Annotated in this window: 12 protein-coding genes and 1 rRNA gene; 4 read left to right on the plus strand and 9 right to left on the minus strand. The window is 71.0% G+C overall.

Going from position 1 to position 16,957, the window contains the following annotated elements; translation table 11 throughout:
- The first annotated feature begins 193 nt into the window (after positions 1-193).
- Positions 194-610: an Rv3235 family protein gene (locus AB0E24_RS39835; protein ID WP_232640073.1), complete on the plus strand. Its 417-nt coding sequence runs from the start codon at positions 194-196 to the stop codon at positions 608-610.
- Between the two features lie 432 nt (positions 611-1,042).
- Here the strand turns inward: AB0E24_RS39835 and secA are convergent, their stop codons facing one another.
- Positions 1,043-3,895, minus strand: a complete 2,853-nt coding sequence (gene secA, locus AB0E24_RS39840) for a preprotein translocase subunit SecA (protein WP_069863401.1) — start codon at positions 3,893-3,895, stop codon at positions 1,043-1,045.
- 242 nt (positions 3,896-4,137) lie between these two features.
- Here secA and AB0E24_RS39845 point away from each other — a divergent pair, with 242 nt between their 5' ends.
- Together AB0E24_RS39845 and AB0E24_RS39850 are read left to right on the plus strand one after the other, a co-directional pair.
- Entirely contained in the window at positions 4,138-4,785 is a 648-nt protein-coding gene (locus tag AB0E24_RS39845) for a GNAT family N-acetyltransferase (RefSeq protein ID WP_099016956.1), read from the plus strand.
- A gap of 182 nt (positions 4,786-4,967) precedes the next feature.
- Positions 4,968-6,164 (plus strand): winged helix-turn-helix domain-containing protein, encoded by a 1,197-nt coding sequence (locus AB0E24_RS39850; RefSeq protein ID WP_359384503.1) that lies wholly within the window; start codon positions 4,968-4,970, stop codon positions 6,162-6,164.
- Between the two features lie 211 nt (positions 6,165-6,375).
- On the opposite strand, the gene AB0E24_RS39855 is transcribed toward AB0E24_RS39850, so the two are convergent.
- The 7 genes from AB0E24_RS39855 to mtnA all read right to left on the minus strand — a co-directional run bounded on the left by AB0E24_RS39855 (position 6,376) and on the right by mtnA (position 15,150).
- Positions 6,376-7,125, minus strand: a complete 750-nt coding sequence (locus AB0E24_RS39855; RefSeq protein WP_069863396.1) for a response regulator — start codon at positions 7,123-7,125, stop codon at positions 6,376-6,378.
- A 222-nt stretch (positions 7,126-7,347) separates the two neighbouring features.
- Positions 7,348-8,037: a ribosome hibernation-promoting factor, HPF/YfiA family gene (gene hpf, locus AB0E24_RS39860; RefSeq protein ID WP_069863394.1), complete on the minus strand. Its 690-nt coding sequence runs from the start codon at positions 8,035-8,037 to the stop codon at positions 7,348-7,350.
- Positions 8,038-8,376: 339 nt separating this feature from the next.
- A complete protein-coding gene (locus AB0E24_RS39865; protein WP_079257877.1) occupies positions 8,377-9,141 on the minus strand; it encodes a ComF family protein in 765 nt (254 codons plus the stop codon).
- Positions 9,142-9,413: 272 nt separating this feature from the next.
- A complete protein-coding gene (locus tag AB0E24_RS39870) occupies positions 9,414-11,291 on the minus strand; it encodes an LpqB family beta-propeller domain-containing protein (RefSeq protein ID WP_435865375.1) in 1,878 nt (625 codons plus the stop codon).
- On the minus strand, positions 11,281-13,254 hold the full coding sequence (gene mtrB / locus AB0E24_RS39875; RefSeq protein WP_069863384.1) for an MtrAB system histidine kinase MtrB: 1,974 nt from the start codon (positions 13,252-13,254) through the stop codon (positions 11,281-11,283). Before mtrB ends, AB0E24_RS39870 begins: the two co-directional genes overlap by 11 nt.
- A gap of 64 nt (positions 13,255-13,318) precedes the next feature.
- Complete coding sequence (mtrA, locus tag AB0E24_RS39880; protein WP_014061181.1) at positions 13,319-13,996, minus strand: two-component system response regulator MtrA; 678 nt, start codon at positions 13,994-13,996, stop codon at positions 13,319-13,321.
- Complete coding sequence (gene mtnA, locus AB0E24_RS39885) at positions 13,993-15,150, minus strand: S-methyl-5-thioribose-1-phosphate isomerase (RefSeq protein ID WP_069863377.1); 1,158 nt, start codon at positions 15,148-15,150, stop codon at positions 13,993-13,995. Before mtnA ends, mtrA begins: the two co-directional genes overlap by 4 nt.
- 149 nt (positions 15,151-15,299) lie before the next feature.
- Between mtnA and AB0E24_RS39890 the strand changes: the two genes are divergently transcribed.
- Complete coding sequence (locus AB0E24_RS39890) at positions 15,300-16,565, plus strand: hypothetical protein (protein WP_359384510.1); 1,266 nt, start codon at positions 15,300-15,302, stop codon at positions 16,563-16,565.
- A gap of 300 nt (positions 16,566-16,865) precedes the next feature.
- Here the strand turns inward: AB0E24_RS39890 and rrf are convergent.
- A 5S ribosomal RNA gene (gene rrf / locus AB0E24_RS39895) occupies positions 16,866-16,957 on the minus strand; the annotation flags it as partial.

Below are 16,957 nucleotides of genomic sequence, written 5' to 3' on the forward strand. Positions count from 1 at the left end.
CACAGCCAGGGAAGCCGCACGACGGACCGCAGCCGGGGAAGCCGTACGACGGCGCGGCGGCAGCGGGCCGGGGCGAAGCGGCCCACCCGGCCGCAAAGACCCCCGCCGCCCCCGCACCACCCCCACAACGGCAGCACAGCCCCGGACCGTACGGCCCCAGACTGCGGCGCCCCACACGACGGACGCGCGCCGCGTGCCCACCGCGTCCCGTGTGCCGACCGCGTCCCGCGCGGCGGCAGTATCGCGCTCCGCTGCCGCCACCGCGGCGTGGCGGCAGCGGGATCGGCTGCCGCGCTACTGGTTCGCCAACCGGCTGGTGCTCACCCTCAGCGGTCAGCGCCCCGTTCACACCCTCCTCGGGCACGCCCTCCCGGCCGCCTACGACCAACTGATCGAACTCGCCCCGCGCGCCCCGCTGCGCCCCGCCGGAACGCGTGCCACAGCGCCCGTCGTACGGCGCTGTGGCGAGTACCAGCCCCGGCACGGGGTCATCGAGGCGTTCGCCCGGATCGCCTCCGGAGACCGGCTCAGCGCGCTCGCCTTCCGGCTGGAGCTCGGCGCCGACGCCCGCTGGCGCTGCGCCGCAATTGACCTCGGCCCACTTGCCTGAGCCCCGTCCGGCGGATCTCGCCGCTCGCGGCGGGCCGCTCCCCTCCCCTGCCCCTTCCCGCAACATCGATATGCGGCTCGGCCCCACGGCAGGACTCCGCCCCTCCTGCGCTCCGGGGGTCCAGGGGCGGAGCCCTGCCACGCGGCGGAGCCGCATATCGATGCCACGGGAAGGGGCGGAGCCAATCCAGCCCCTCCGGCGTTTGAGGAGCGGGGTCCAGGGGCGGAGCCCATGGTTACGGGAAGGGGCGGGGAGGGGAAAGCATCGACATACGGCCCCGCCGCGCGGTCCGCCGGACCCCGTAGAGCCCGGGACGCCAGGGCCGACACCGTAAGCCGGCCCGATCCGCGAAACCCGCCCACAGGGCGAGGACGCGACGGGCCGGGTGCCGCGCTCCCGCGCGGCACCCGGCCCGTTCACAGCAACCGAGAACTACTTCTTGCGGCGGCGCCCCTTCTGCGCCTTGCGCCGCTCCGCCCGCGTCAGCCCGTCGGCCTCCGACCGGGGCGGAGGAGGCGTCTCGCCATTGGGGAAGTCGCCCTCGACGACACCGCCCTCACCGTCCACCGTGGGGGCGGAGAAGTGCAGCCGGTCCGGCCGCTGCGGCGCCTCGAGGCCCTTGGCGCGGATCTCGGGGCGCCCCGATGAGCCCGCCGGGCCCGCGGCCGGCGCGCCCGCCGGCACCGCGTCCTGCACGTCCTTGACGAGGTCGACCTGCTCCTCCGACGCCTCGACCGGGACCTCCTCGACCTGCTGCTCGACCTGGACCTCCAGGTTGAACAGATAGCCGACGGACTCCTCCTTGATGCCCTCCATCATGGCCTGGAACATGTCGAAGCCCTCGCGCTGGTACTCGACCAGCGGGTCCTTCTGGGCCATCGCGCGCAGCCCGATGCCCTCCTGGAGGTAGTCCATCTCGTAGAGGTGCTCGCGCCACTTGCGGTCGAGGACCGAGAGCACGACCCGCCGCTCCAGCTCACGCATAATCTCGGAGCCGAGCTGCTCCTCGCGCGCCTCGTACTGCTGGTGGATGTCGTCGTTGACGGACTCCTCGATGAACTCGGCGGTGATCCCGGCGCGGTCGCCGACCGTCTCCTCCAGCTCCTCGATCGTCACACTGACCGGGTAGAGCTGCTTGAAGGCGTTCCACAGCCGGTCCAGGTCCCACTCCTCGGCGAAGCCCTCGACCGTCTCCGCCCGCACATAGGCTTCGATCGTGTCGTCCATGAAGTGGCCGATCTGGTCCTGGAGGTCCTCGCCCTCCAGGACGCGGCGACGCTCGCCGTAGATGACCTCACGCTGGCGGTTCAGGACCTCGTCGTACTTCAGGACGTTCTTACGGGTCTCGAAGTTCTGCTGCTCGACCTGCGACTGGGCGGAGGCGATGGCCCGGGTGACCATCTTGTTCTCGATCGGGACATCGTCCGGGACGTTCGCCATCGCCATGACGCGCTCGACCATCTGCGCCTTGAACAGCCGCATCAGATCGTCGCCGAGCGAGAGGTAGAAGCGGGACTCGCCGGGGTCGCCCTGACGGCCGGAGCGGCCGCGCAGCTGGTTGTCGATCCGGCGCGACTCATGGCGCTCGGTGCCCAGCACATACAGCCCGCCGAGCTCCTTGACCTCTTCGAACTCGGCCTTGACCGCGGCCTCGGCCTTCTCCAGGGCGGCGGGCAGCGCGGCGGCCCACTCCTCGGCGTGCTCCACCGGGTCCAGACCGCGCTGGCGCAGCTCGGCCTCGGCGAGGTCGTCGGGGTTGCCGCCGAGCTTGATGTCGGTGCCGCGGCCCGCCATGTTGGTCGCGACGGTCACGGCGCCCTTACGGCCGGCCTGGGCGACGATCGTCGCCTCCCGGTCGTGCTGCTTGGCGTTGAGCACCTCGTGCGGCACGCCGCGCTTGGCGAGCTGCTGGGAGAGGTACTCGGACTTCTCCACGGAGGTGGTGCCGACCAGGACCGGCTGGCCCTTGGCGTGCTTCTCGACGATGTCCTCGACCACCGCGTCGAACTTCGCGACCTCGGTGCGGTAGATCAGGTCGGACTGGTCGAGGCGGGCGAGGGGGCGGTGGGTCGGGATCGGGACCACACCGAGCTTGTAGATCTGGTGGAACTCGGCGGCCTCGGTCATCGCCGTACCGGTCATGCCGGAGAGCTTGTCGTAGAGGCGGAAGAAGTTCTGGAGGGTGATCGTGGCGAGCGTCTGGTTCTCGTCCTTGATCTCCACCGCTTCCTTCGCCTCGATGGCCTGGTGCATGCCCTCGTTGTAGCGGCGGCCCGCGAGGATACGGCCGGTGTGCTCGTCGACGATCATGACTTCGCCGTCCATGACGACGTAGTCCTTGTCCTTCTTGAAGAGCTCCTTGGCCTTGATCGCGTTGTTGAGGTAGCCGACCAGCGGGGTGTTGACCGACTCATAGAGGTTGTCGATCCCCAGCCAGTCCTCGACCTTGGTGACACCGGACTCATGGATGCCGACGGTGCGCTTCTTCTCGTCGACCTCGTAGTCCCCGGTCTCCTCCTGGCCCTTCTGCGGCTCGGCGGCCTGGCCCCTGGAGAGCCGGGTGACCAGCTTGGCGAAGTCGCCGTACCACTTGGTGGCCTGGTCGGCCGGGCCGGAGATGATCAGCGGCGTACGGGCCTCGTCCACCAGGATCGAGTCGACCTCGTCGACGATCGCGAAGTTGTGGCCGCGCTGCACCAGCTCGTCCTTCGACCACGCCATGTTGTCGCGCAGGTAGTCGAAGCCGAATTCGTTGTTGGTGCCGTAGGTGATGTCGCACGCGTACTGCTCGCGGCGCTGCGCCGGGGTCATGTTGGCGAGGATGCAGCCGACCTCCAGGCCGAGGAACCGGTGCACCCGGCCCATCCACTCGGAGTCGCGCTCGGCCAGGTAGTCGTTGACCGTGATGAGGTGGACGCCCTTGTCCGACAGCGCGTTCAGATACGCCGGGAGGGTGCCGACCAGGGTCTTGCCCTCGCCTGTCTTCATCTCGGCGACATACCCGAGGTGCAGCGCCGCGCCGCCCATCAGCTGGACGTCGTAGTGACGCTGTCCGAGCACCCGCTTGGCCGCCTCGCGCACCGTGGCGAACGCTTCGGGCATCAGATCGTCGAGGCTCTCACCGTCGGCGTACCGCTGCTTGTACTCGTCGGTGAGGGCGCGGAGCTCGGCGTCGGAGAGCGACAGGAAGTCCTCTTCGATGGAATTGACCTGGTCCGCGATGCGGTGCAGCTTGCGCAGGATCTTTCCTTCGCCTGCACGCATGAGCTTGTTGAGGACGGACACGTAGGCTGGCTCCTTGCCGGTCGGGCCTGGCACGGTCGGGGTGCGCTGGCGCGGCATTGTCAAGGGGCGCAGGCCCCGCCGCAACGGCCATCGTAAGACAGACCCCGGCACGCCGGGAGGTCCGTCACCACGAGGACCGGATGTCACCTCACCGTGTCAACGCCCGGGAGGCCCCCCAGGTGCCCTCCAATTCACCGAAACCGCTCGCGGTGAGTGACAACGGCGGCGCAGACTCGGGACGCATGGAGCCTGTCACCCTCACCACCGAGCGCCTGGTCCTGCGCCCCTTCCGTCCCTCCGACACGGACGCGGTCTTCGCGGCTTGTCAGGACCCCGACATCCAGCGCTGGACCAGCGTGCCCTCCCCGTACGAACGTGCCCACGCGGAGGACTTCACCCGCCGGATCTGCCCGGAGAACTGGCGTGACGACCTGACCTACGACTTCGCCGCGGTCACCAAGAGTGACGGCGCGCTCATCGGCACCATGGGCCTGGTGCGGCTGGCCCATCTGCGCACCCCCGAGCACCAGGCCGAGCTGGGCTACTGGACGGTGCGCGAGCACCGCCGGCGCGGCTATACGGGCGAGGCGGCGCGGGCCGTGATCGAGTGGGCGTTCACCCGGCTCGGGGTGGAGCGCCTGGAGTGGTGCAGCGAGGCCGGGAACGAGGGCTCGCGGGCGGTCGCCCTCGGGGTGGGCTTCCGGATGGAGGGGACGGACCGCGCCCGGATCGTCCACCAGGGGACCCGGCGGGACGCCTGGCGCGGCGCGCTGCTGCCCTCCGACTGGGGTCTGCCGTCGACCACGCCGTATCTGCCCGCCAAGGCGTCCGAGGCGGCCAACGCGCCCGGGGCGCCCGACAGGGCGTCCACGGCGCCGTCGGCGGTCTGAGGGGGCGCCGTCGGCGGTCTGAGGGGGCGCCGTCGGCGGTCTGAGGGGGCTGGGGCGGCGCCAGGGCGCATCGGACGGGCGTCGGACGGGCGCCAGGTATCGGGCGGGCGTCGGTGGATCCGGGCATCGGGCGAACCCGGCCGTCGGCGGCGTTGTCAGTGGGTGCCACTACGGTGACGCGCATGACGAACGCCGCCACCGGATCCACCGTGGACCGCACGCCCGAGACCGCACTCTCCGCCGACGAGGCGCGCCGGATCGCGCTGCGCGCCCAGGGGCTGCTGGGCGCCCCCGACCGGCGTGGCGGGGTGCGGGGCGTGCTGCGCCATCTGGGCGCGGTGCAGTTGGACACGATCTCGGTGCTGGCCCGCTCACATGAGCTGATTCCATACGCGCGGCTGGGCGCGGTCGGCCGTAAGGACGTCGAGTCGGCTTACTGGACCGGCACCCACGCGTTCGAGTACTGGTCGCATGCCGCCTGTGTGCTGCCGATCGAGGAGTGGCCGCACTTCGCCTTCCGCCGCCGCGCCTACCGCGACCGTCCGCACTGGAACCACGAGCTGCCGGACGGGGTGTACGAGACGGTGGTGAAGCAGCTGCGCGCGGAGGGCCCGCTGACCGCCACCGAGCTTGGCGGGGCCAAGAACGGCGGGCCGTGGTGGGACTGGTCGGCGGCGAAGATCGCGGTCGAGCGGGCGCTGATGTTCGGCGAGGTGGTGTGCGTCGAGCGGCGCGGCTGGAAGCGGGTGTACGACCTGGCGGAGCGCGCCGTGCCGGACGCCCTGCTCCATGACGACCTGGACGACCTGGAGTGTCTGCGCCGGCTGGTCCGGCTGGCCGGGCAGTCCCTGGGCGTGGGCACCCGGGCGGACATCGCCGACTACCACCGGCTCAAGGGCGAGCAGGTGGAGGCGGTGATCGCGGATTCGGGGCTGGTGCCGGTCGCGGTCGAGGGCTGGGACAAGCCCGCCTGGGCCGACCCCGAGGCACTGGCCACCCCACCGCGCGGCCGGCACCGCACCACTCTGCTGTCGCCTTTCGACTCGTTGATATGGGATCGGGCGCGCACCGAGCGGATCTTCGGCTTCACCCATCGGCTGGAGGCGTATGTGCCCAGGCCCAAGCGGATCTACGGCTACTTCGCCATGCCGCTGCTGTCGGGCGGGCGGCTGCTGGGCCGGGTCGATCCGGCCCGGGAGGGGAAGACCCTGGTCGCCCGGCAGGTGTCACTGGAGTCGCCGAAGGCCGTGGCCCCCATGGCGCAGGCGCTGTGGGAGGCAGCCTCATGGGTGGGCTGTGACTCCGTACGGATCGAGCGCGTCGACCGCCCGGAGCTCGCCGCACCGCTCACGGCGGCGGTCGCGGCGACAATCGCCTGAACCGCCCCGAACAGCCCCGGGGGAGGCCCGGCATCGACGCCGTCGGCCCGCTTCTGTGGGGTCGAGGGCGGTCTCCTGACGGTCTCCGCTCCGGCCAGCAGCAACGATGAGCAGGCCAGGGCCCGGCGGCCCCGGGCACCCCGCACGATGTACGCCAGCAGCCCGGCCGTCCGCCCGGGGCTCCGGGTTGCCGGGGCTCCGGGCGGGACCCTCATCTGATCTCGAGGATCTTCTCCCGCATCGCATAGACCACGGCCTCCATCCTGGAGTGCAGCTGCAATTTCTCCAGAATGTTGCGGACGTGGTTCTTCACGGTGTTCTCGCTGATGAACAGCTCCTTGGCGATATCCCGGTTGTTCATACCGGTCGCCACCAGCTTGAGCACCTCCAGCTCCCGGTCGGTGAGCCGGGGCGCGGGCACCAGCCGCCGCTCATCGGTGCGCTGGATCATCGACTTGAACTCGGTCAGCAGCTTGGCCGCCATCGACGGGCTGATCTGCGACTGGCCGTCCGCCACCGCCCGGATGGCGGTCGAGACCTCGTCGGTCGAGATCTCCTTCAGCAGATAGCCCGTGGCCCCCGCCTTGATCGCGTCGTAGAGATCGGCTTCCTCATCGCTGATCGTCAGCATGATGATCTTGGCGCTGGGTGCCACCTCCTTGATGGCGGTGCATGCCTCGATCCCCCCGCGCTTGGGCATCCGCACATCCATCAGGACGATGTCCGGCAGCAGATCCGCCGCCTTGTCCACCGCCTCGGCCCCGTCCCCCGCCTCGCCGACGACCTGGATGTCCTCCTCCTGGGCCAGGACGATCTCCAATCCACGCCGGAAGAGCGCGTGGTCGTCCACTACGAGGACCCGAATCGGCTCCTTGCGCGGCTCGCCGCGCGGCTCGTCCCCGTCCGGACCGACGCCATGGTCTTCACCGGCGTCGGACACGGGCCCGAAGCTGTCCGCCATCGTTCCTCCCCCTGAAGGCCATGGCCCTTGCGGTCCGCACCTTTGGTGCACTCGGTCTGGCGTCAACCGGTGCTTTCGGTACACCGGTTGGCCGCTCGGCCATGATTTCATGCCCGGACGGCGGAATGGTCCCGCCGTGGTCGCACGGAGGTGCCCCGGGGGGCGCACAGGCGCTCCGGGGCACCACTCACTTGTCAGGATGGATTCGGCTGAATTTCTCGGTCAGCCACCGAGCGCGCCACCGGCGCCACCGGGTGCCTCTCCGACGAACGCTTCCGGCTGAAGATGAATCACCCCGTAGTCATAACCATGCCGCCGGTAGACGACGCTGGGCTGGTTGGTGTCGGAGTCGACGAAAAGATAGAAGTCGTGCCCGACCAGCTCCATCTCGTAGAGAGCCTGGTCGAGCGTCATCGGAACCGCGGCGTGGGTCTTCTCCCGGACCACCAGGGGGCCCTCACCCTGCACCTCCAGGGGGCCCATCCGGGTGGTGGGGACGGTTTCCGCGGTGCGCTGCGGGGCGATCTCACCATGCCCGTTGATACGCGCCGCGTTGGGCACGGTGACAGCCACGTCGCTGGCCGGAATGCGACCGTTGCCACGGCGCGTATGGCGCTTGTCGTGCTGCTTGCGCATCCGTGCCTCCAGCTTGCTGGCCGCCAGGTCCAGCGCTGCGTACGGATCGGCCGCGGCGGCCTCCGCCCGGATCACCGGGCCCCGCGAGCGGAGCGTGATCTCCACCCGGTCGGCGCGGTCGGACTGCCGCGGGTTGTGCTCCTTGGACACCTCGACGTCGAGGCTGATCACCTTGCCGTCGAGCTTCTGGATCTTATCCAGCTTCAGCTTCTCGGCCACGTGCTTCCGGAACCGCTCGGGCACCTCAGTTTTACGGCCCTTGACGACGATGTCCACGCAGAACTCCGTTCCCGGGTAGCTCCAAAGTCAATATCGGAGCGTCATCCCTTGTGCACTTGGCTCCGGTGTCTTCCGGAGCCGCCGGCTTGGCGCTTTCAGCTCCTCCTTCCCACGGAGAGGATCTCAACCCCGTTTGTTCCAAGCCTCACCAGAATGCAGGCAAAACACGCCAAGCGGATGAGCGAGTCATAGCACCCGCCATCCCTCACAACCGAACATAGCTCGGCCGGTCGGAAGTCGGCACCCCCTACCGGCACGTACCTCCGATCAGGTGCTTTGCCGCGCTTACCGCCTGCAACGACGCGGCTTCGTATTCAGTTCCGGGGTCGGTGTGCGTCAGGGCATCAGGGGTGCGGCCACCACGGCCGCGCCGATGACCAGCCCACCGGCCGCGGTCACCGCCCGCGCCGCCTCCGCGAGCGACGCCCCCGTCGTCATCAGATCGTCCACCAGGACGACCGGGCCCGCCGCCAGCAGCCGCGCACTACCGGGGACCGCCCCCAGCGCGCCCGTCACATTGGCCCGCCGCTGCCGCGCGTCCAGCCCCGACTGGTCGGTCACCCGGCGCCGCTGGCGCAGCACCGCCGGAACCCTCGCCGGGCGCCCACCACCGCGCAGCACACCCGCCGCGGCCAGCGCGATCCGCCGGGCCGGGTCATGGCCCCGGGCGCCCACCGCGCGCCGGGCCGATGGCACCGGCACCAGCAGCAGGCACCCGCGGGGTCTCGCCCCCGGTCCGGCCCCCGGTCTCGCCCCGCATATGGCGCCCGATCTCGCTGCCACCCGCCCCCGGGACCCCGCACCGGGCCCGGAACAGGCCGCCCGCACCGCTCTCGCCAGCGCCTCGCCCAGCGGCCGCGCCAGCCTCAGCGCTCCCCGCTCCTTGTGCGCGAGCAGCACCGCCCGCGCCTCGTCCACGTAATCCACCGCCGCATGGACCACCGGCAGCCCCGGCGGCACCGGGCTCGGCTCCACCCGGCGCGCCCCGGAACCAAGCAGCGCCCCACGGCAATGGCCACACAACGTGCCGCCCGGCCGACCGCATCCGGCGCAGTCGCCCGGCAGCACCAGATCGGCGATCTCCTGCCACCAGCCCCGCATGACCACCACTGTCCCGGCGGCCGGGCCACCGCGCCACCCCCTGTGGACAACCGCGCACATGTGGACAACCAGCCACCCCCGATCGGTGTTCTGGCCTAGGACACACCGTGGCCGCCCCACCCGACGGGGGCAGCCCGACCGGGACAGAGCCGACCGGGGCAGCCCGCCCGACCGGGGCAGAGCCGGTTGGGGCAACCCGCCCGACCGGGGTAGAGCCGACCGGAATCGCGCCGACCGGGGCAGAGCCGACCGGCCGGGCTCGTGACCGTGCCCTAACCGGGGTAGACCGGCCCCGAACCGTCCTGGTCCACGGTCTTCCAGTCGGTGTTCGGCAGCAGCCGCACGATGCCGTTCTCCCTGGTCTCGGCGATCAGCGGCCGCGTCTGGTCCTCCGAGGCACCGATCGACTGCACCCCATTCGGCCCCGGCACCTCCGGGACGTTCGACGGGGAGCCGTCCGTCTCCACGTATTGCAGCTGCTGCACCCCGTCCGACTCCCGGCCCGCGACCACCAGCCGGCTGTCGCCCGCCCAGGAGAAGGTGTCCACGTCCTCCAGCTTCGGCGCGACCGCCCGCAGCGCCCCGACCGACAGCTTCGGGGCGGCCTCGGTACCCCGGCGCTCGATCCGGCCGAGCCGCAGCGTGGTGTGGCCGGACCGCTTGACCAGCATCGCGATCCTGGAGCCGTCCGCGGACACCCGCAGCGCCGTGATCCGGCCGCCGTCCAGCCGCGGCAGCGCCACCTCGTCCGCCGGTCCGGTGCCGCCCCGCAGCCGCAGCAGCCTCGGCTGCCGCGGATCCCGGTCGGCCACCCACAGACCGCCAAGACCGTCCCAGCTCGGCGCCGTCAGACCGTGCTCCACGCTGCCGCCCCGGCTGCGCAGCCGCACCTTGCCGCGCTCCGCGGCGGCCGCCAGCTCGCTCACGTACAGCGACTGGCCATCGGCGGTGACACCCGCCACGTCCCGCTCGTCGCGGGAGACGGCCACCGAGCCCAGACCCGCGCCATCGGCGCCGAACGGCCCCGGAACCGGCCGTGGCCGTTCCTCGTCGTCGGACAATCGGACCATCCGATGCTCGGAGTCGACGAAATACTGGTGCCGCGGATGGCCCTCGACCCCGTCCGGGGCGTACGCACGCGCCCCGTCACTGGAGAGGGCACATAGCTCCGAACCGTTCTGCCGCTCCAGCCGCACCCCGCTGACCTGGGACGATCCCTCTCCTAGATCCTGGACCGTGAACAGCGTCTGCGCCGCCATCCGGGCACAGCGCGGCGCGCTGATCCGCGCCGCCCGGTCGTTCAGCCGGATCTTCAGCGCATTCGAATCGTCCAGCGAGAGCCGCTCACCCGGGCTGCCGAGCGCCGCACCACGGGGGAAGGAGCTGCTGACCACCGGCTCCAGCCACCCCGTCGGACCGTCCAGCAGCGCCTTGACGGTCGCGGTCACCGGGTCGATACGGCGCCGTACATAGACCGGATCGGCCACCAGGACGTTGTCCCCGGCCCTCGACTCCTCGGCGTCCGGACCCAGATCGGCAAAGTAGTACTTATTGACCGAGCGGTAGATGCGCTGGAAGTCGGACTCACCGAGGATCAGCCCCCGCGGCGGCCCGTCGATCCGCCACTCCGAACCGCTCAGCGTGAGATGGATGCGCTCCTCGTACGGCTGCTCATCGGGCTTGTAGGCGTGTGTGTCGTCCACGACGGCGATCCGCTTGCCGGACAGCACGACCGTCTTACCGCTGCCGTCCCGGTCGCCGGGATCCGTTTCCACCCGAACGTCCGGCGCCTGCTCCAGCACAGTGGTGGCCGCGAACGGCTGCCACCGCTTGATCGCGCTTCTGGTCAGGTACTCCTTCGCAGTGCCGAAGTTCTCCTCGTCGCTCGTCGTGGCCTCCAGGAAGCCGGAGACCAGCTCCGCGGGCTGCTCACCCTTGCCCGGACTCACCCCGTAGACCCGCACCTGGGAATCGACGTCGGAGCGCGGCGAGGAGTCCACCCGCCGCACATCGCCGCTGTCGGGCATCGAGGCACAGCCGGACAGCAGCAGGGCGCCACAGGCCAGCAGCACCGGCGCGCTCAGGCCCCGGCCGCCCGGGCGGCGCGCACGGCGGCTAAAACGGCGGCGGTCGGCACGGTCAGCGCCCACGAGGGCGGCCCTCCCCTTCGTTCGATGTCGTCGGCCGGGCGGCCGTCTCCCGGCCGCCACGCGGCCCGTCGGACGGCGTCTCCGGGGCACCGCGCACCACCCGCGCCCCATTGCCCGGCAGGGCCGTGGGGTCGGCCGAGGGCGCCGCGGCGTCGGCGGGCAGCGGGGACCGCGGCTGCGCGGGCACCGCCGCCAGCCGCTCCGCCGGGGGCTGCGCGGCCCCGGTGTCATCCGGCCGACGGTTGCGCCGGGAGTCCGCGGGCTCCAGCGGGATCGGCGAACCGCGCAGCACATCCCCCGCGGTGCGCGGCAGCGTCAGCCGGAACTGCGAACCGCCGCCCGGCTCGCCCCACGCCTGGAGCCAGCCGCCGTGCAGCCGCGCGTCCTCCACCGCGATCGACAGGCCCAGACCGGTGCCGCCGGTGGTGCGCGCACGGGCCGGATCGGCCCGCCAGAAGCGGTTGAACACCCGTGTCGCCTCGCCGGGCTTGAGCCCCACGCCGTAGTCCCGCACCGCGACGGCCACCGCACCGCCCGCCGTCGCCAGCCGCACCACCACATCGCGGCCCTCACCGTGCTCCACGGCGTTGACCACCAGATTGCGCAGCACCCGCTCGACCCGGCGGGGGTCGGCCTCCGCGATCACCGGCGCCTCGGCGCCGCGCACCAGGATCCGGGTGCCCTTGGCCTCGGCGAGCGGCTCGGCCCCGTCCACCACCCGGTGCACCACATCGCGCAGATCGATCGGCTCGGCCTCCAGCGCCGCCGCACCCGCGTCGAACCGGCTGATCTCCAGCAGATCGCTGAGCAGCGACTCGAAACGGTCCACCTGGCCCCACAGCAGCTCGGCGGAGCGCGCGGTGATCGGATCGAAGTCCTCACGCGCCTCATGGATGACGTCCGCCGCCATCCTTACGGTCGTCAGCGGGGTGCGCAGCTCATGGGAGACATCGGAGACGAAGCGGCGCTGCATCCGGGAGAGCTCCTCCAGCTGCTGGATCTTGAGCTGGAGGTTCTGCGCCATCTTGTTGAACGACTCCCCCAGGCGGGCGATGTCGTCCTCGCCGGTGACCTTCATCCGCTCCTGGAGCAGACCGGCCGCCAGCCGCTCGGAGATCCCGGCCGCCATCCTTACGGGCGTCACGACCTGCCGCACCACCACCCAGGCGATGGCCCCGAGCAGCACGACCACGAACACCCCCGCCGTGGCCAGGGTGCCCTTGACCAGGCTCAGCGACTTCTCCTCCTGGCTGAACGGGAAGAGGTAGTACAGCTGGTAGGCGTCACCGTTGTTGTCGTCCAGGCGCTTGCCGATGATCAACGCGGGCTCGGCGTCCCCGGAACCCGCGTGCACGATCTTTCCGTAGCGCTCATACGGCGCGGTCCGGCCCTCGTCCACCCGACGGCGCAGATCGGCGGGCACGCTGTCCGGCTGGACATCGCCCGAGGCCCTCGGCCCCCGGCTGGCCACATACGGCGTCTCACCGGAGTCCGAGCTGAGCGCCACCACCGAATACGCGCCCTTGCCACCGCTGGCGAGCTGCTCCACCAGCGCGTTCAGCCACGCCCCTGAGTCCTGGGCACCCGCCCCGGCCCCGTCCTGGCCACGGTTGTCGCTCTTACGGTCGGCCATCTGCTCGGCCACCTCGAAGCCGCCGACGGCCTGCCCCTGCGCCGCATGGCGCTTGGCGTCCAGCAGACCGTTGCGCACCTGCCCGATGACCACCAGGCCCAACAGCAGCACCACACCGAGCGACATCAGCAGCGTGGTGGCGACCACCCGCAGCTGGATGTTCCGCCGCCACAGCCGGGCGGCGGGCAGCAGCGGACGGCGCACCCACCGGCCGAACAGCCGGATCAACGGATGGGCCGGCCCTCCGGACGCCCCGTCGGGCAGCAGATGTCCACCGCTCCACAGCCTCCGCAGCAGCGGTATCTCGCCCGCCGGGTCGGGCCGCCCCATCCGGGCACCCTCCGGAGCCCCGCCTCCCGGTCCCCCGGGCTGCGGCGCCGTGCCACCGCTCATCTCAGCTGGGCCCGGCCTTGTAGCCGACACCGCGCACGGTCACCACGATCTCCGGCCGCTCGGGGTCCTTCTCGACCTTCGACCGCAGCCGCTGCACATGCACATTGACCAGCCGGGTATCGGCAGCATGCCGATAGCCCCACACCTGCTCGAGCAGCACCTCGCGGGTGAACACCTGCCACGGCTTACGTGCCAGCGCCACCAGAAGATCGAACTCCAGCGGGGTCAGCGCTATCGACTGGCCGTCCCGCTTCACCGAATGCCCCGCCACGTCGATCACCAGATCGCCGATGGCCAGCTGCTCCGGCGCCGGCTCCTCGGAGCGCCTCAGCCGCGCCCGGATCCGGGCCACCAGTTCCTTCGGCTTGAACGGCTTGACGATGTAGTCATCCGCCCCGGACTCGAGCCCGACCACCACATCGACCGTGTCGCTCTTGGCCGTGAGCATGACGATCGGCACCCCGGACTCGGCCCGGATCAGCCGGCAGACCTCGATGCCGTCCCGGCCGGGCAGCATCAGATCGAGCAGCACAAGATCGGGCTTGGTCTCGCGGAAAGCGGCAAGAGCCTTGTCGCCGTCCGACACGAACGACGGTTCAAAGCCTTCGCCGCGCAGCACGATGCCGAGCATCTCTGCCAGTGCGGTGTCGTCGTCGACGACAAGGACGCGTCCCTTCATATCGACATCATCCCATTACCCGATCGTGACCTGGCACACAGCTCGGCGACACCGTCCGCGGTGACCGGAGAGAGCACGCCGTGCTCGGTGACGATCGCCGTCACCAACTCCGGTGGTGTGACGTCGAAAGCCGGATTGTGGGCCTGTGTGCCCAGCGGGGCGACCGGCACTCCGGTGCCCGCCTCATGCCCGGCGATGGGCGCATAGGGGATTGTGATGTCCGTCACTTCATATCCAGGGCGTTGTTCGACTTCGATCCCGGCTCCATCGGGGGTGGCCGGGTCCACCGTGGTGGTGGGGGCGACCACCACGAACGGCACATGGTGGTAGCGGGCCAGCACGGCGAGCGGATAGCTGCCCACCTTGTTGGCCACCGAGCCGTCCGCCGCGATCCGGTCCGCCCCGATCAGCACCGCGTCCACCTCACCGGCTGCGAACAGCGAACCCGCCGCGTTGTCGGCGAGCAGCGTGTACGCCATACCGGCACGCGCCGCCTCGTACGCGGTCAACCGCGCCCCCTGGAGCAGGGGCCGGGTCTCGTCCACCCAGAGCCGCCGCAGCTGCCCCGCCCGGTGCACCGCCTTGACCACGGCGAGGGCGGTCCCCTCACCGCCGGAGACCAGAGCGCCGGTGTTGCAATGCGTGAGGATCCGGTGACCACCCGCGGGCAGCAGCTCATCGAGGAGAGCCCGACCATGGGCGGCCATACGGTCGCTGGCCTCGGCGTCCTCCCGGTGCAGGGCCCGGGCCTCGGCAAGGGCGGCCGCGGCGGCCCGAGCCTCGTCCGCGTCGTCCCGGATCGCGGCGTGGTACGCGGCGGCGGCCCGGCGGACGCCATAGGCGAGGTTGACGGCGGTGGGGCGGGCATGGGCGAGCGATTCGGCGGCCTCGTCCACATCGAAGCCCCGGGCCGCGGCCAGCGCGATCCCGTACGCCCCGGCGAGGCCGAGCAGCGGGGCGCCGCGCACGGCGAGGGACCGAATCGCCTCCACCAGCGCCGGCACATCGGTGCACACCAGATCGACCTCTTCGGCGGGCAGCCGGGTCTGGTCGAGAAGTACCAGTACGGGCCCCTCCGGGGGCTCCTCCCAGCGCAGCGCCAAGGCAGTGGGAGGTATGGAGCCTTCCGGGGACACCGGATACTGATCAGCCATCCGCCCAGTTTGCCCTGTGCGCCACCGACTATTGAAGTGTCGGGCCGCCCCCAGTGACCGGTACGGGGCGCAACGCACCGTGGCACGATGGCTGACATCCGCCCGCCGCGGACGCCGCGGCCGGTCAACGAACAACCTACGGAGCGACGATGAACGACTCTCCGGGCTGGGCCCCGCCCGGATCGTCCCCTTCCGACGAACCGGACCACGGCGCTCAGCAGCAGGGCAAGCCCGCCGACCAGCCCGCCCCCGAGCAGCCCGTATGGGGTGCTCAGTGGGCCCGGCGCCAGCCGCCGCCCGGCAGCTGGGCCGCGTCGGGAGGACGCCCCACACCACCGCCGGGGCCGCACGCTCCCCCGCCGGGCGGTTGGGGCACCGGCCGGCGTCAGTCGGCCGCTCCCCGCCCCGGGGTCATTCCGCTGCGACCGCTGAGCATCGGCGAGATCCTTGATGGTGCGGTGGCGATCATGCGCGCCCACTGGCGCACGGTCCTCGGCATCTCGCTGATCGTCTCGATCGTCACCCAGGGGCTGATCACGGCCGCCACGGGGCTGTGGTTGAACGACGCCCGTGGGAACGAAAGCGATGTCCTCAACGATCCGGACGCCACCATCGGTCAGGCGATGCGCGCCGTCGGCGACTCGCTCGGGGACAGCGGAGTCACCCTGCTGCTCGGCGTCCTCGGAACGATCGTCACCACCGCCCTGCTGACCGTGGTCGCCGCACAAGCGGTGCTGGGCCGATCCGTGTCGACCAAGGAGGCATGGACGGGTGCCAGGCCGCGCCTCCTTCAGCTGTGCGGGCTGCTCCTTCTGGTCCCCACCATCGCCGTGGCCATCATCGGCGCCGGTATGACGCCGGGTCTGCTGCTGGCCGCCGCGGGCGTGCCCAGCGAGGGCGCCGCACTCGCCTCTCTGGGCGGGCTCGCCGGGGCCGGCGTCGCCGCCTGGCTCTGGGTCCGCTTCAGCCTCGCTGCTCCCGCGTTGATGCTGGAGAAGCAGGGGATCGTCAAGGCCCTGCGACGCTCCTTCAAGCTGGTGCGCGGTGCGTGGGGGCGCGTCTTCGGCATCCAACTGCTGGCCGTCGTCCTGGTCTTCATCGTCGGCGCCATCATCGAGATCCCCACCAGCCTGGTCGCCATGGTGATCGGCGGGGACAACGCCATGGACTGGCTGTCCGGTGAATCCGTCTCCGTCGGTTGGACCTTTCTGATCGTGGTCGGTGTCGGTGGAGTGATCAGCTCGGCCATCACCTTCCCGATCAGCGCGGGTGTGACGGCCCTTCTCTACATGGACCAGCGCATCCGGCGCGAGGCGCTCGACCTCGAGCTCGCCCGCGCCGCGGGAATGCCTGAAGGCTCTCCGGGAGCCAACGGCGAGGGTCAGCCGACCGTCGGCTCCACATCGGGAAACTGACGGCGTCGCATATAAGGACGGACGGGGCGTCATCCCACGCCCCCTCACCGCACAGGCCGTCACTCTCACAGGCCATCACCTCCCCCTCCGCCAGCTCGGGCATCGCGCCCCCGGTGCCTGTTGACCACTCGTCGACAGGACCCAGCCGACCGGCCTCACTGACCACTCTGCGTGACAACCGCCCTGCCACGCCAGGATGCTGATGCGTTTTCACTCGATCCGGTGGAACATCCGATCGAGTGGGAACGCAAAAATGCCTCGGTCCCGAGCACTAAGTACTCGGGACCGAGGCTAAAAATTGTTCGGCGGCGTCCTACTCTCCCACAGGGTCCCCCCTGCAGTACCATCGGCGCTGAAAGGCTTAGCTTCCGGGTTCGGAATGTAACCGGGCG

The organism is Streptomyces malaysiensis subsp. malaysiensis (assembly GCF_040653035.1).
Classification (GTDB): domain Bacteria; phylum Actinomycetota; class Actinomycetes; order Streptomycetales; family Streptomycetaceae; genus Streptomyces; species Streptomyces malaysiensis.